Below are 14,175 nucleotides of genomic sequence, written 5' to 3'. Positions count from 1 at the left end.
AGAACCGCGCCGTGCCCTGCGGCAAACCGGCTTGCGCTCTTTCTATTTGTCGGACTATATGCGCGACACGGCGTCGTCAATGGGCCGCGTCGGAAACCAAGATGCAGAATCGACTTACACAAAGATATGGGAGCTAGGGCAATGAGGAAACTGCGCAAGGCGTTTGTAAGCACGGCGATATCCGCCCCAGCCCTGGCCATTGCAGCCCTTTCCCTTTCGAATCCGGCACTCGCCGCCGATGCCTCGCAGGCTCCGGCGGGCGCACTTTCCGATGGCACGCAAGTCAGCGCGGTCACGCTCAAGGCCGCCAACGGCGTCTCGGCGACGATCCTGACTTACGGCGCCACGCTGTGGAAGATGATGGCCCCCGACCGCGAGGGCAAGTCGGCCGACATCCTGCTCGGCTATGACGATGTCGCCAGCTATGAAAAGCGCCCGAATTACTGGGGCGCCACCATCGGCCGCTACGGCAACCGCATCGCCGACGGCAAGTTCACGCTCGACGGCAAGACCTACCAGCTTCCCCAGAACGATCACGGCCAGTCGCTGCACGGCGGCGGCAAGGGCTTCGACGTCCAGAACTGGAAGGTCGAATCGATCAAGTCCGGCCCGGTGGCGACGGCGGTGTTCTCGCTCGTCAGCCCCGACGGCGATTCGGGCTATCCCGGCACGGTGAAGACCAGGGTGACCTACTCGCTTGACGAGAAGGGCAACCTGCAGGTCGTGTTCGAAGCGACCACCGACAAGCCGACCGTGCTCAACATGACCAATCACGCCATCTTCAACATGGCCGGCGAAGGCAGCCCGCGCGACGCCCTGCAGAGCCTGCTGACGATCCCGGCCGGCCACTACACCCCTGTCAACGACAAGCTGATCCCCACCGGCGAACTGCGTGACGTAACCGGCACCGTGTTCGACTTCCGCAAGGCCCGCCTGGTCGGCGAAGGCATCCGCGACGGCAAGGACGAGCAGATCGTCATGGGCCGTGGCTACGATCACAACTTCGCGCTCGACAAGGGCGTGACCAAGACTCCCGAACTGGCCGCCCGCCTCGAAGATCCTGCTTCGGGCCGCGTGCTCGAACTGCTGACGACCGAACCGGGCGTGCAGTTCTACGCCGGCAACTTCCTGGACGGCACCTTCATCGGCAAGAACAGCCACCTCTACCGCATGGGCGACGGCATCGCACTGGAACCGCAGAAGTTCCCGGATTCGCCGAATCACCCGAACTTCCCTTCCACCCGCGTCGATCCCGGCAAGCCCTACAAGCATGTCATGATCTACCGCGTTTCCACTTCTTCGCGCTGACCCGAAAAGAAACGAACGCCCATGACCGACAAGACCGCTCCCAAGCTGCGCTCGCGCGCCTGGTTCGACAATCCCGACAACATCGACATGACCTCGCTCTACCTGGAGCGTTACCTGAACTTCGGCATCAGCCTTGAAGAGCTTCGCTCGGGCAAGCCGATCATCGGTATCGCCCAGACCGGCAGCGACCTGTCGCCCTGCAACCGCCATCACATCGTGCTGGCCGAGCGCATTCGCGAGGGCATTCGCGAAGCGGGCGGCATTGCGCTGGAATTCCCGGTCCACCCGATCCAGGAAACCGGCAAGCGCCCGACCGCAGGGCTTGACCGCAACCTCGCCTACCTCGGCCTGGTCGAAGCGATCTACGGCTACCCGCTCGACGGCGTGGTGCTGACCACCGGCTGCGACAAGACCACCCCGGCGCTGCTGATGGCGGCGGCAACCGTGAACATCCCGGCGATCGCGCTTTCGGTCGGCCCGATGCTCAACGGCTGGCACAAGGGCGAGCGTACCGGTTCGGGCACGATCGTCTGGAAGGGCCGCGAGATGATGGCCGCCGGCGAACTCGACGCGGACGGCTTCATCAAGCTCGTCGCCTCGTCGGCCCCGTCGACCGGCTACTGCAACACCATGGGCACGGCGACGACGATGAACTCGCTCGCCGAAGCGCTCGGCATGATGCTGCCCGGTTCGGCCGCGATCCCCGCGCCTTACCGTGACCGCCAGGAATGCGCATGGCGCACCGGCAAGCGCATCGTCGACATGGTTCACGAGGACCTCAAGCCCTCGGACATCATGACGCTCGACGCGTTCCATAACGCCATCGTCGTCAACGCCGCCATCGGCGGTTCGACCAACGCCCCGATCCACCTTGCCGCGATCGCGCGCCACATCGGTGTCGACCTGCCGCTCAAGGACTGGGAAACCTACGGCCACAAGATCCCGCTGCTGGTGAACCTGCAGCCCGCCGGCGAATACCTCGGCGAGGACTACTACCGTGCAGGCGGCGTACCCGCCGTCGTCGCGCAGCTGATCGGCCAGGGGCTGATCAAGGAAGACGCGATGACCGTCAATGGCCAGACCATGGGCGACAACTGCCGCGACGCGACGATCGAGGACGAGAAGGTCATCAAGCCCTTCGACCAGCCGCTGGTGGAAGAAGCCGGCTTCCTCGTGCTGTCGGGCAACCTGTTCGACGCGGCCGTGATGAAGACCAGCGTGATCTCCAAGGAGTTCCGCGACCGTTACCTCTCGAACCCCGCAGACCCGGATGCCTTCGAAGGCAATGCCGTGGTGTTCGACGGTCCCGAGGACTACCACCACCGCATCGACGATCCGGCGACCGGCATCACCCCCGAAACCCTGCTGTTCATGCGCGGCGCCGGCCCGATCGGCTATCCGGGTGCAGCCGAAGTCGTGAACATGCGTCCGCCTTCGTACCTCATCACCGAAGGCGTGCACTCGCTGCCGTGCATCGGTGACGGTCGCCAGTCGGGCACCTCGGGCAGCCCCTCGATCCTCAACGCCTCGCCCGAAGCGGCGGCGATGGGCGGTCTCGCCCTGCTCGAAACCGGTGACCGCGTGCGCATGGACCTCAAGAAGGGCCGCGTGGACGTGCTCATCTCCGACGAGGAACTGGCGACCCGCCGCGCCGCTCTCGAAGCCAAGGGCGGCTATGCCTACCCGGCCTCGCAGACCCCGTGGCAGGAAATCCAGCGCTCGGTGGTCGGCCAGATGAACACCGGCGCCATCCTCGAAGGCGCCGAAAAGTACCAGCGCATCGCCCAGACCATGGGCCTGCCGCGCGACAATCACTGACTTTTGGCTCCGATTGATATCCTGTCCGGCCTAGCCGCCGGATGACCTATCGGCCCCCGCCCCTGCCTGTCCCTGAACAAGGGAAAGGCGGGGGCGGGGGCCGAACCGTTTTCACAGCATAGGGAGAGTTCTCATGACGCTTTGGCGCAAGATCGATCGCGACGTGCGCGATACCCTCGGCGAAGGCGCGCTCTGGTGCGAGCGCGACAATGCCTTCTACTGGGTCGACATCCTCACCCCTGCCCTCAACCGCCTCAGCCTCGCGGACAACACGGTAACTCGCTGGGATATGCCCGCACGCCTCGGCTGGGTCGCTCCGCGCGCGCAAGGCGGCCTGATCGGCGGCTTCCAGGACGGCGTGGCCAATATCACGCTCGACCCGCTGACGATTTCCGAGCGTAACGATCCCGAGCCCCACCTGCCCGGCAACCGCATGAACGACGGCAAGGCCGACCGCCACGGCGCGATCTGGTGCGGCACGATGGACATGGCAGAGGAAGAAGTGACCGGCTCGCTCTACCGCCTCTCGCCCTCGGGCGAATGGCAGGTGATCGACACCGACTACACGGTGCCCAACGGCCCGGCGTTCTCGCCTTGCGGCCAGTGGCTCTACCATGCCGATTCGGGCCGCCGGGTGATCTACCGCTTCGCCCTGGACGAGAGCGGTGCCCATTCGCGCGAGGAATTCATCCGCTTCTCCGAGGAAGACGGCTATCCCGACGGCATGACCACGGACGCCGAAGGTTATCTCTGGACGGCACACTGGGACGGCGGCCGGATCAGCCGCTTTGCTCCCGACGGCACGCGCGAGCGCTCGATCGAGCTTCCGGCCAGGCGCATCACCAACATCGCTTTCGCAGGCGAAAAGCTGGACCGCATGTTCGTGACCTCGGCGGCGACCGGCCTGCCCGATTCCGAATTCGACGGCGCGCTGTTCGAAGTGGAATCCGGCGTCACCGGCAATCCCGCGGGCATCTATCTCGGCTGATATCCGCCGCGCGGGGAGGCGGAAACACTTCTCCGCGCGGCCTTTCTAAGGCTCCATCACGCTGGGCTTGCTCGATCGTTCGATCATCCCGGTCGTCCGCTCACCGTCCCAGGTGTAGAATGCATGGCTCTGCTGGACGAGCGGGAAGTCCGCAGGCCAATCCACCGGCTTGGCGAAACCGCCGCGCGAGCGGGTGTTGACGAAAGTTCGCCCCGCAATCGCGATGCGGCGACCGTCAATCGTTTCCAGCACGAAAGATACGTCCTCGTCGCCGGTCACGAAGCGGCGAAGCCATGGCACTTCCACGGGTCGGGCAGGTACGCGCACGCCTTCGCCATCGATGATCCATCCTTCCGCGTAGTTCGGCTCGCCATCCTCACGCGGGGGATAGATGTTGAAGCCGAATGCGCGGCCGTCCGGGAATGTCGCCGATTGCCAGCAGTGTCCCCAGAACCCGGCAAACGCACGAAAGCCGGTGCGACGGATGCGCAGTCCGTTGGCGTTGAACCTGCGGGTCTCGCCATCGAGAGTGAGCGTTCCCGTGCAGCGGAACAACTGTTCGTAGCGCGGGCTCATGAAACTGCCCTGCTCGCCCCCCAGCGCCGCGGCAGCCTCCGGCAGGAGCGAACCCGGCACCCAAGGCGGTGCCGCCATCTCCATCTCCACCGCGATCTCGAGATCGGTCCAGCAGGTTTCCTCGAAATCGGGATTGTCGATGACCTGCTGCGCCGAGGTCTCGGCAGCCTGCCCCTTGTAGGTGGCAATCCATTTGCGGAACGGCTCGATGCATTCGAACCGCACCGGCCCGGTTCCGCGCACGGTAGGGCGACCGTCGGCCCCGTAGGGCGAATGGGTTTCACCATCGCCGCGCCTGGATAGCAGGCGGCCATCGGCAAAGGCGACGTCCAGCCAGAACTCGTGCCGGTCCCAGGCATTGCCCACCGCTTCCACGCCGATGCGCATGGCGAAAAGGCCGTTCTCTTCCTCGATCCAGACGTTCACCGCATCGCGCAGCCCTTCGTCGGGCTTTTTCGCCACGACATACTCGCGATCCTCGGGAACGCCGCCGGTCAGGTCCATCGCCGCGGTCGCCATAGCTCTCCCTTCCCTTTTTCCGGGCGGGAGGCTGTCATGGCGCAGGCGTCAGGTCACGCCCCGGACATGCGCCGGGGCGATGACTTCATCGGCTCCGATCCGCCCGAGGGCGACGAGGCTCAGGCGTAGGGGGGCTTGTGGAGACCCTTGAGGCTGGTGGTGAATATCTCGCAGCCCGTCTCGGTAATGCCGATCGAATGCTCGAACTGCGCTGAAAGCGACTTGTCGCGGGTGACCGCCGTCCAGCCATCGGCCAGAAGCTTAACCGGCGGCTTGCCAAGATTTATCATCGGCTCGATGGTCATGAACATGCCGGGCTTGAGCAGCGGACCGGTGCCGGGGCGGCCGGCATGGACCACTTCCGGCGCATCGTGGAACAAACGGCCCAGGCCATGGCCGCAGAATTCCCGCACGACGCCGTAGCGGAACGATTCGGCATGGGCCTGGATGGCCGCGCCGATATCACCCACCCGGTTGCCGGGCCGGGCCTGTTCGATGCCGATCATCAGGCACTCGTAAGTCACGTCCACCAGACGGCGCGCCTTCAGCGAAACGTCGCCGGCAAGGTACATGCGGCTGGTGTCACCGTGCCAGCCATCGAGCAGCGGGGTCACGTCGATATTGACGATATCGCCGTCCTTGATCGTCTTTTCCGACGGAATGCCGTGGCAGACCACATGGTTGATCGAGATGCAGCAGGAATGCGCATAGCCCCGGTAGCCGAGCGTCGCCGGCACCGCACCGCCATCGAGCGTGAGTTCGCGCACCTTGTCGTCGATCGCCGCCGTGGTCACGCCGGGCTGCACCATCGGCGCAATCTCGTCGAGGATCATGGCGGCAAGGCGCCCGGCCTTGCGCATGCCCTCGAAGCCCTCGGGGCCGTGCAGCTTGATGGTGCCGTCACGCAGGACGGTTTCGCTTCCGGGTTCGACGATCTGGTATTCGGTCATGAGGGGTACATAACGATTGTACGCGCAAATTGCGAGATCGTGCGTGACCTCGCGCATTTGCGTTTCCCTCACCTCATTTTGCGACCGAGAAGCTCGACCGGTACTGCGGCTTGAGCGCCGCCATGACCGCGCCCGTTACCGGAACCGTCACCTCGTAGCTGCCCTCGGCATACGGCCCGGCATTGTAGGGCGGGACCAGCAGGCCGACGCGATCGAATGTCCTGCCGTTGGCCGAGCCCAGGATCACGATCTGCTCGATCGGATCGATGCATTCGGAGAACATGTCATCGCTCTTGTCGATCGGGCCGCCCCGGCGCTTGACGCGCTCCTTGTCCAGCGCGGCGCAGAACGGCGTGCGCAGCGCCTTCGAGAGCGCCTCCTTGCTGGTGAAGAGGTCGATCGGCTTGCGCGCCTGCTCGGCCTGGCGGTCCCACAGCAGGGTATCGAAGATGGTCATGCCGTGCGCGCCGCCGGAATAAGTATAGATTTCCGAAGACAGCGAGAGCCAGCCCGGCAGGCTGGTGACGACCTTCCAGTCCTCGCCATAACTGTAGGCATGGTAGGGATAGTCGTTCTGCTTCGATTCCGCCTGTCCGGATTTCGCGCTGCCGATAAGATCCGCGCGGGACTGTTCCAGTTGCTTGTCGAGGTTCGCCTTGAGACCCGGGATCGCGCCCGCCGCATCGGGATAGGAATAACTGAACTCGTAGAGGTCGTTCTCCACCTTCTCCTCGCGGCCGCCCCCCACCGGAACTTCGCTGGCTTGCGCGGCGGGCTCGGTAGCGGCTTCGGTTTCGGCCATCGCCTCGCCGGAGGCCGCATCCGAAGTGGCGGCGACCGGCGCCTCACCCTTGCACCCGCCCAGGAGCAGGGCAGCCGTTGCAGCGGAGACAAGACACCAGGCACCAAATCGCATCATTTTTCCTCTCGGCTCATGCTTGCGGGAAGGCTAGAGAATGTGGCCATGACCGACAAGAACGCATTGATTCAGCCCGATCGCGGCCAGAAGGCCGTCGCCCTCCACCTCATTGGCAAGGATGGACTGGAGCAATTCATCAAGGGCCTGTCGGTTCCACAGCGCGCCGCGCTGGAAGCGCAGAAGTTCGCAGGCGCGGCCGGCAGCCACGCAATCCTGCCCGATGGAGACGGCTGGTTCGTCGCCGCCGGCGTGGCCGACCCGGCCAAGCTGTCGACCTGGTGCCTTGCCAGGCTGGCTGAAGTCCTGCCCGCTGGAACCTATCGCCGCGCCTCGGGCGAACCGGGCAAGGCTGCGCTGGGCTGGATCGCCGGTCAGTACAGCTTCGACCGCTACCTGTCCGATCCTTCCGAGGAAGGCCCACGCATTCTCCTCACCGGAGAGGTCAAGGCGATCGACGCCGTGATCGCCGAAGCCGAAGCGATCGAACTCGTGCGCGATCTCGTCAACACCCCGGCCGAGGACATGGGTCCGGGCCAGCTCGAATCCGAAGCGGAATCGCTCGCCAAGGCCTTCCGCGCGGAGGTGAAGATCACGCGCGGAGAAATGCTCGAACGCGAATACCCGATGGTCCATGCCGTCGGCCGCGCGGCGGGCCGCGCCCATGCCCCCCGCCTGATCGAACTCGAATGGGGCGATCCCAAGCATCCCCGGATCGCCGTCGTCGGCAAGGGCGTATGCTTCGATTCAGGCGGGCTGGATATCAAGCCGGGCGCGGGCATGCTGCTGATGAAGAAGGACATGGGCGGCGCTGCCCATGCCCTCGCCCTGGCGCGCCTCATCATGGGCGCCAGGCTTCCCGTGCGCCTCCACCTCGTGATCCCCGCAGTCGAAAACGCCATTTCGGGCAATTCCTTCCGCCCCGGCGACGTGCTGCGCAGCCGCGCCGGCATCACCGTGGAAATCGGCAACACCGATGCCGAGGGCCGCCTGATCCTCGGCGATGCGCTCACCCGCGCGAGTGAGAAGGAACCGGAACTGGTGATCGATTTCGCCACCCTCACCGGCGCTGCCCGCGTGGCCGTAGGACCGGACCTGCCCGCCCTGTTCGCCCGCGAGGATGCCACCGCACAAGCCATCCTTGACGCCGGGCTCGGCGTGGACGATCCCTGCTGGCGCCTCCCGCTTTACGACGGCTACCGCGATTACCTGAAGTCGGACATTGCCGACATCAACAATGCCGGGTCCAGCGGCTTCGCCGGAGCCAGCACCGCAGCGCTGTTCATGGACCGCTTCGTGGCCAAGGGGCTCGACTGGGCGCACTTCGATACTTTCGCCTGGCGCCCCGCTTCGAAGCCGGGTCGTCCCAAGGGCGGCGATGCCCTGGGCCTGCGCGCGGCATGGTACATGTTGCAGCAGCGCTACACTGGCGAACGTGGCTGAACTTGCGTCTTTGCCACGCCCCCGCTAAGCGCGCGCATCTTTGCATTTGGAGAAGCACCCGCGTTGGCCACTGAGGATTCCTATACCCGCCCTCCCCGGATCGATGGGCTGCTTGCCATGACCGGGCCGAGCGTGACCGCGGATCCCGGATGCCTGCCCGTGCGCGGCGACCTTGCGCATATCAAGCTCGCCGGGCTTTGCTTCGTACCGCATTACGCCGTGCCGATGCCGCACGCGATCCTGGCCGGCGCGGTGCTGCGCGTTACCGGACGCGCGGATGCAGAACCGATTCGCGACCTGCCCGAGGGTGAAACCTTCAACGTGCTCGACATCGCCGGAAACTGGGCCTGGGGCCAGTTCGGCGAAGACGGCCAGGTCGGCTATCTCCCGCTCGATGCTCTGAAGGCGCAAGACTGATGACGAAGACGGTCTTCATCGACGGCGCGGCCGGCACCACCGGCCTCGAAATCGCCGAGCGGCTCGAGGGCCGCGCCGAGTTCGAACTGATCGTCCTCGACGATGCCCGCCGCAAGGACGACGATGCCCGCGCCGAAGCACTGAACGCGGCGGATTTCGTGATCCTCTGCCTGCCCGACGATGCAGCGAAAGCCGCCGTCGGCATGATCCGCAATGACACGACCCGCGTGATCGACGCCTCCTCGGCGCACCGCGTGGCACCGGACTGGACTTACGGCTTCCCCGAAGTGATCGGGCGAGAGGCCGTTGCCGCCGCGCGTTTCGTCAGCAATCCCGGCTGTTACCCGACCGGGTTCATCGCGCTGGTCGCTCCCTTGGTCAAGGCGGGCCTGCTCCCGGCTGACTGGCCTTACGTCTGCCACGCGGTCTCCGGCTATTCGGGCGGCGGCAAGGCGCTGATCGGCCGTTTCGAGGAAGACCGCGACATCGCCTTCCGCGCTTACGGCCTGGCGCTCGGCCACAAGCATGTGCCCGAGATGACGACGCACGTCGGCCTCGCTCACGCCCCGATCTTCGCACCGGCGGTGGTACCTGCCCATCGCGGGATGCTGGTGGAAGTCCCCCTGCACCTCTCGATGATGTCCGGTGCCGGAACGCCTGCCGACCTGCGCGCCGCGCTCTCCGGCTTCTATGCCGGCAGCGAAATCGTCACCGTGGTGGACGACCAGCCCGACGAATTGCTGCTGCGCGCCTCCATGGAGCCGGTGGACAGCCTGACGCTGCGGGTCCTCGGCGCGAAGGACGGCTCTCAGGCCCGTCTCGTCGCCACGCTCGACAATCTGGGCAAAGGGGCGAGCGGCGCCGCAGTGCAGAACCTCAACCTGATGGCCGGTCTTCCCGAGACAGCGGGCCTGCGGCTCTGAGAACGCCTGGTCGGCAGGGAGCCGACTTCGTTCCGACATATCCTTAACGCAAGAAGGCGCCGGAAACCCACGCGGTCTCCGGCGCCTTCTTGCGTTAACCAACCACGTCTGCCCACCAGCCCGCCTACCAGGGCATTTTTACGCCCATGCACAATTTTAAGGCAGGGCGTGCTCATATCTTGAACACATAATGTCGCCAACCGGGTACTTACCCGCATGAGTCTGCTTACCGGGGTTGGTAAAACGTGCGATTCCGGTCTTTTCGCGGCTGCACACTTCGCCTACCAGAGGAACATCCGCATTGGCACGATTCTTGATGGGAATCGCGCGCGAGGCATCCGGTTCCCGGACCGGAATGTCTTCGGAAAACATCCGGGAGCATGCAGGGGTCAACACTGGCGTGAAAAAGATCGAAGCTATCATCAAGCCGTTCAAGCTCGACGAAGTGAAGGAAGCACTGCACGAAGTTGGCGTTTCCGGTATCACCGTCACCGAGGCGAAGGGCTTCGGCCGCCAGAAGGGCCATACCGAGCTCTATCGCGGCGCCGAATACGTGGTCGACTTCCTGCCCAAGGTGAAGCTCGAAGTGGTCGTTCCCGATGCGCTGGCCGAACGCGTGGTCGAAGCCATTGCCGACGCCGCCCAGACCGGCCGCATCGGTGACGGCAAGATCTTCGTCGTCCCCGTCGAAACCGCCGTGCGCATCCGCACCGGCGAACGGGACGACGACGCCCTGTAATATAGGGGTCAGCCCCCGCTTATCGCATTTATCCCGGCGCAGGCCGGAATCCTATTGCCCGGCTTCGGCCGGATCGGGATGAACCGGCGGGGGCCGGGGACGTCCCGTGGACAATGACAAACCCAAGCCTCTTTCGGGATCGGAAGAGCATCACTGGAGACTACTCTAATGGCTAGTGCAAAGGACGTCCTCAAGAGGATCAAGGACGAAGAGATCGAGTGGGTTGATCTGCGTTTCACCGACCCGAAGGGCAAGTGGCAGCACCTCACCATGGTCGCTTCGATCCTCGGCGAGGACGAGCTGGAAGACGGCCTGATGTTCGACGGTTCGTCGATCGAGGGCTGGAAGGCCATCAACGAGTCGGACATGATCCTCAAGCCCGACCTCGACGCCGTTTACGTCGATCCGTTCTCGGCCACCCCGATGCTCATCCTGTTCTGCGACATCGTGGAACCCTCGACCGGTGACCTCTACGCCCGCGACCCGCGCTCGACCGCGAAGCGCGCCGAAGCCTTCGTCAAGTCGGCCGGTTTCGGCGACACCGTGTACGTCGGCCCCGAAGCCGAATTCTTCATGTTCGACGACGTGAAGTTCTACGACGGCTACGAAGGCAACGGCTTCAAGATCGACGACATCGAGCTGCCCGGCAACTCGGACAAGTCCTACGACACCGGCAACCTTGCCCACCGTCCGCGCGCCAAGGGCGGCTACTTCCCGGTCGCTCCGGTTGACTCGGCCGTGGACATCCGCGGCGAGATGGTCACCACCATGCTCGAAATGGGCCTGCCCTGCGACAAGCACCACCACGAAGTGGCTGCTGCCCAGCACGAACTCGGCCTGACCTTCGGCACGCTGGTCACCACTGCCGACCGCATGCAGATCTACAAGTACGTCGTCCACATGGTCGCACAGGCATATGGCAAGACCGCCACGTTCATGCCGAAGCCGATCATGAAGGACAACGGCTCGGGCATGCACACCCACATCTCGATCTGGGACAAGGGTAACCCGCTGTTCGCCGGTAACGGCTACGCCGGCCTGTCGGACATGTGCCTGTACTTCATCGGCGGCGTCATCAAGCACGCCAAGGCCCTGAACGCCTTCACCAACCCGACCACCAACAGCTACAAGCGCCTGGTGCCGGGCTACGAAGCTCCGGTGCTGCTGGCCTACTCGGCCCGCAACCGCTCCGCTTCGTGCCGCATCCCCTACGGTGCGGGTGACAAGGCAAAGCGCGTGGAATTCCGCTTCCCCGACGCGATGGCCAACCCCTACCTCTGCTACGCCGCGCTGCTCATGGCCGGTCTCGACGGGATCAAGAACAAGATCCACCCGGGCGAAGCCATGGACAAGAACCTCTACGATCTGCCGCCGGCCGAACTCGCCGAAGTGCCGACCGTCTGCGGTTCGCTGCGTGAAGCGCTCGATTCGCTCCAGGCCGACCATGCCTTCCTTCTCGAAGGCGGCGTGTTCACCGTCGACCAGATCGAATCGTACCTCGAACTGAAGTGGCCGGAAGTGCTGCGCTGGGAAACCACGCCGTCGGCCGTCGAGTTCGACATGTATTACAGCGCCTGATCGCGCCTCCTCCCCTTCGGGGAAGGAGCATCAGTTCGCCGAGTGGGGCGCCCGGAGCAATCCGGGCGCCCTTTTCGTTAGGTCATATGCTCTTGCCGCGCGACGTTCCGTTACGGCGGTTGACGACAACCCAGTCTGGAACAGCTATCGTCGCCCCGCGTTTCCCTTCGCCGAAAAGGAGAAGCAGCGATGCCCAGGAATTGCACATGGCTTGCGGGGGCTGCCGCTCTGGCGCTTGCCGCCGGTTCTGCCGTTGCCCAGCCTGCCGGAGATCGGCCTTCGGGAGATAGGCCTGCCGAGAGCGGGCGCCGGCCCGATCGACCGGAAGCCCGCCAACAGCAGCAACGCTCCGAACAGCAGCACGCCGAGCAAGCCCGCAAGGAAGCACCCCCTCGGGATCAGGCACCTCGCGAACAGGGGAGTCGAGAGGAGGGGAATCGGGAGCAGTCCAGCCGCGACCAGCCGGGCCGCACGAGCCCGGAGCAGCGCGCATCCGCCGAGGCGCAAAACCGCGAAACCGCCCGGCGAGAGCAGCGCCAGCAGGATCAGGCGCGGCGCGAACAGCCTGGCCAGTCCCATCCCGAGCAAATGAAAAAGAACAACGAGCGCCAGCCTGACGGCGCCCGCCCGGAAACCCCACGGCCGGGCCAGCCCGCGCGCCGGGAGGATATCCGCGAGATCGGTTACAAGGACGCACATGGCCGCGAATTCCGCGTCCCCACCAACGACCGGGTACGGGTCGTCACCCGGAAGGACGACATGGGATGGGCCGCCGCCGACAGGCAGCCGCATTTCAATGGCTGCCCGCCTGGGCTCGATCGGAAGTTCGCCGGCTGCAAGCTCCCCGCCGAAACGCATCCTCCCAGCCATGCATGGCATGACCCCGGCTGGTTCTCGCGCGGCTATGACGACGAGACGCGTTATCGCTATGCGGACGGCTACATGCTGCGCATCGGCACGGGCAATTCCGTGGCCAGCTACGTACCCCTGCTGGGCGGTGCGCTGGCGGTAGGGCGGAACTGGCCGGGAACCTACAAGCCGGTAGCGCTGCCGGGCTATTACACGAGCTATTACGGCCTCGGTTCCGAAGGCTCCTATCGCTACTACGACAACACGATCTACCGGGTGAAACCCGAAAATGCCGCGATCACCGGAATTGCCGCGCTGCTCGTCGGCAGTCGTGTACAGGTCGGCCAGGCCATGCCAGCGGGCTATGACGTCTACAACGTGCCCTACGGCTACCGCGATCAGTATTCGGACGGGACGGACGCACTCTACCGCTACAGCGACGGCTATATCTACCAGCTCGATCCGGCCACACGCCTTGTCCGGGCGGCTATCGAACTGCTCGCCTGACCGGCGTTACTGGAGGAAGTACATGCGCAAGGAAGGTATCGGAATCGTGCTGCTCGCCGCTGCGGGGCTCTCGCTTGCCGCCTGTTCGGGGAAGGACGGCGCCGGGGAACAGGCCGGCGCGACGTCCGCGGCGGATGGCACGACGCCGGCGTCAGCATCGCTGCCCGATGCGCTCGACAATACGGACGGGCTGCAGACCGTGGCCGAAGCGCTCAAGGAAACCGGCATCGAAGGCGTGTTCCGCGAGAAGGCCAGCTATACCCTTATCGCGCCGGAGGACGACGCTTTCGCGAAGCTGGGCGATCCGGCCAAGAAGCTTACCGAGGCGGACGACCATGCCGCCCTTGCCGCGCTCATCAAGGACCACATGCTGACCGGCTACATGACGCCGCAGGACATTTCCGCGGCCATCAAGGCCAGCAAGGACGGCAAGATCGAGATTCCCACGCTGGGCGGCGGCACCCTGACCTTCACGCAGGCCGGCCCTACCGTGACCGTGACCGCCGAGGACGGCACGCAGGCGAGCTTCGACGGCGATCCCGTGGCGGGCGGTTCCAGCATCGCGATCCCGGTCAACGGTGTGCTGAAGAAGCTCTGATCGGGCCCGCGCCTGTAAAAACCATTTTCCTACACCCCCCGGTCCG

Annotated in this window: 13 protein-coding genes; 10 read left to right on the top strand and 3 right to left on the bottom strand. The window is 65.1% G+C overall.

Translation table 11 applies throughout. The features are described from left to right. Positions 1-141: 141 nt before the first annotated feature. The 3 genes from U9J33_RS03470 to U9J33_RS03460 all read left to right on the top strand — a co-directional run bounded on the left by U9J33_RS03470 (position 142) and on the right by U9J33_RS03460 (position 4,114). Positions 142-1,308: an aldose epimerase family protein gene (locus U9J33_RS03470; protein WP_324697910.1), complete on the top strand. Its 1,167-nt coding sequence runs from the start codon at positions 142-144 to the stop codon at positions 1,306-1,308. A gap of 21 nt (positions 1,309-1,329) precedes the next feature. Beyond that, complete coding sequence (locus U9J33_RS03465) at positions 1,330-3,126, top strand: IlvD/Edd family dehydratase (protein WP_054436992.1); 1,797 nt, start codon at positions 1,330-1,332, stop codon at positions 3,124-3,126. Between the two features lie 133 nt (positions 3,127-3,259). After that, entirely contained in the window at positions 3,260-4,114 is an 855-nt protein-coding gene (locus tag U9J33_RS03460) for an SMP-30/gluconolactonase/LRE family protein (protein ID WP_324697908.1), read from the top strand. A 45-nt stretch (positions 4,115-4,159) separates the two neighbouring features. Here U9J33_RS03460 and U9J33_RS03455 read toward each other — a convergent pair whose 3' ends face one another. The 3 genes from U9J33_RS03455 to U9J33_RS03445 all read right to left on the bottom strand — a co-directional run bounded on the left by U9J33_RS03455 (position 4,160) and on the right by U9J33_RS03445 (position 7,078). After that, positions 4,160-5,209: a hypothetical protein gene (locus U9J33_RS03455; protein ID WP_054436989.1), complete on the bottom strand. Its 1,050-nt coding sequence runs from the start codon at positions 5,207-5,209 to the stop codon at positions 4,160-4,162. 119 nt (positions 5,210-5,328) lie between these two features. After that, entirely contained in the window at positions 5,329-6,159 is an 831-nt protein-coding gene (gene map, locus U9J33_RS03450) for a type I methionyl aminopeptidase (protein ID WP_054436987.1), read from the bottom strand. 73 nt (positions 6,160-6,232) lie between these two features. Continuing rightward, positions 6,233-7,078: a DUF4163 domain-containing protein gene (locus U9J33_RS03445; protein WP_324697904.1), complete on the bottom strand. Its 846-nt coding sequence runs from the start codon at positions 7,076-7,078 to the stop codon at positions 6,233-6,235. A gap of 45 nt (positions 7,079-7,123) precedes the next feature. Here U9J33_RS03445 and U9J33_RS03440 point away from each other — a divergent pair, with 45 nt between their 5' ends. From U9J33_RS03440 to U9J33_RS03410, 7 genes are all read left to right on the top strand, one after another. Then, positions 7,124-8,518 carry a leucyl aminopeptidase family protein gene (locus U9J33_RS03440; protein ID WP_324697902.1) on the top strand — a complete coding sequence of 465 codons (1,395 nt, stop codon included), beginning with the start codon at positions 7,124-7,126 and terminating at the stop codon, positions 8,516-8,518. 117 nt (positions 8,519-8,635) lie between these two features. Beyond that, positions 8,636-8,935 (top strand): SH3 domain-containing protein, encoded by a 300-nt coding sequence (locus U9J33_RS03435; protein ID WP_324698999.1) that lies wholly within the window; start codon positions 8,636-8,638, stop codon positions 8,933-8,935. Then, a complete protein-coding gene (gene argC / locus U9J33_RS03430) occupies positions 8,935-9,858 on the top strand; it encodes an N-acetyl-gamma-glutamyl-phosphate reductase (RefSeq protein WP_054436985.1) in 924 nt (307 codons plus the stop codon). The genes U9J33_RS03435 and argC overlap by 1 nt, the downstream gene beginning before the upstream one ends. Before the next feature lie 400 nt (positions 9,859-10,258). Beyond that, positions 10,259-10,597, top strand: coding sequence for a P-II family nitrogen regulator (locus tag U9J33_RS03425; RefSeq protein ID WP_008832116.1), 339 nt, complete (start codon positions 10,259-10,261; stop codon positions 10,595-10,597). A 168-nt stretch (positions 10,598-10,765) separates the two neighbouring features. After that, entirely contained in the window at positions 10,766-12,175 is a 1,410-nt protein-coding gene (glnA, locus tag U9J33_RS03420; protein ID WP_132469864.1) for a type I glutamate--ammonia ligase, read from the top strand. A 189-nt stretch (positions 12,176-12,364) separates the two neighbouring features. Continuing rightward, on the top strand, positions 12,365-13,531 hold the full coding sequence (locus U9J33_RS03415; protein WP_324697895.1) for a hypothetical protein: 1,167 nt from the start codon (positions 12,365-12,367) through the stop codon (positions 13,529-13,531). Positions 13,532-13,553: 22 nt separating this feature from the next. Continuing rightward, entirely contained in the window at positions 13,554-14,129 is a 576-nt protein-coding gene (locus tag U9J33_RS03410) for a fasciclin domain-containing protein (protein WP_324697893.1), read from the top strand. The last annotated feature ends 46 nt before the right edge of the window (positions 14,130-14,175 follow it).

This window comes from Novosphingobium sp. RL4 (assembly GCF_035658495.1).
GTDB lineage: Bacteria > Pseudomonadota > Alphaproteobacteria > Sphingomonadales > Sphingomonadaceae > Novosphingobium.
The sequence above is the reverse complement of the archived record's forward strand: the minus strand, read 5'-3'. Positions and strand labels throughout refer to the sequence as shown.

Excerpts from the sequence above, each read along its gene's own strand:
- U9J33_RS03470 (WP_324697910.1), top strand. The coding sequence starts at position 142 with ATGAGGAAACTGCGCAAGGCGTTTGTAAGCACGGCGATATCCGCCCCA.
- U9J33_RS03465 (WP_054436992.1), top strand. The coding sequence starts at position 1,330 with ATGACCGACAAGACCGCTCCCAAGCTGCGCTCGCGCGCCTGGTTCGAC.
- U9J33_RS03460 (WP_324697908.1), top strand. The coding sequence starts at position 3,260 with ATGACGCTTTGGCGCAAGATCGATCGCGACGTGCGCGATACCCTCGGC.
- U9J33_RS03455 (WP_054436989.1), bottom strand. The coding sequence starts at position 5,209 with ATGGCGACCGCGGCGATGGACCTGACCGGCGGCGTTCCCGAGGATCGC.
- map (WP_054436987.1), bottom strand. The coding sequence starts at position 6,159 with ATGACCGAATACCAGATCGTCGAACCCGGAAGCGAAACCGTCCTGCGT.
- U9J33_RS03445 (WP_324697904.1), bottom strand. The coding sequence starts at position 7,078 with ATGATGCGATTTGGTGCCTGGTGTCTTGTCTCCGCTGCAACGGCTGCC.
- U9J33_RS03440 (WP_324697902.1), top strand. The coding sequence starts at position 7,124 with ATGACCGACAAGAACGCATTGATTCAGCCCGATCGCGGCCAGAAGGCC.
- U9J33_RS03435 (WP_324698999.1), top strand. The coding sequence starts at position 8,636 with ATGACCGGGCCGAGCGTGACCGCGGATCCCGGATGCCTGCCCGTGCGC.
- argC (WP_054436985.1), top strand. The coding sequence starts at position 8,935 with ATGACGAAGACGGTCTTCATCGACGGCGCGGCCGGCACCACCGGCCTC.
- glnA (WP_132469864.1), top strand. The coding sequence starts at position 10,766 with ATGGCTAGTGCAAAGGACGTCCTCAAGAGGATCAAGGACGAAGAGATC.
- U9J33_RS03415 (WP_324697895.1), top strand. The coding sequence starts at position 12,365 with ATGCCCAGGAATTGCACATGGCTTGCGGGGGCTGCCGCTCTGGCGCTT.
- U9J33_RS03410 (WP_324697893.1), top strand. The coding sequence starts at position 13,554 with ATGCGCAAGGAAGGTATCGGAATCGTGCTGCTCGCCGCTGCGGGGCTC.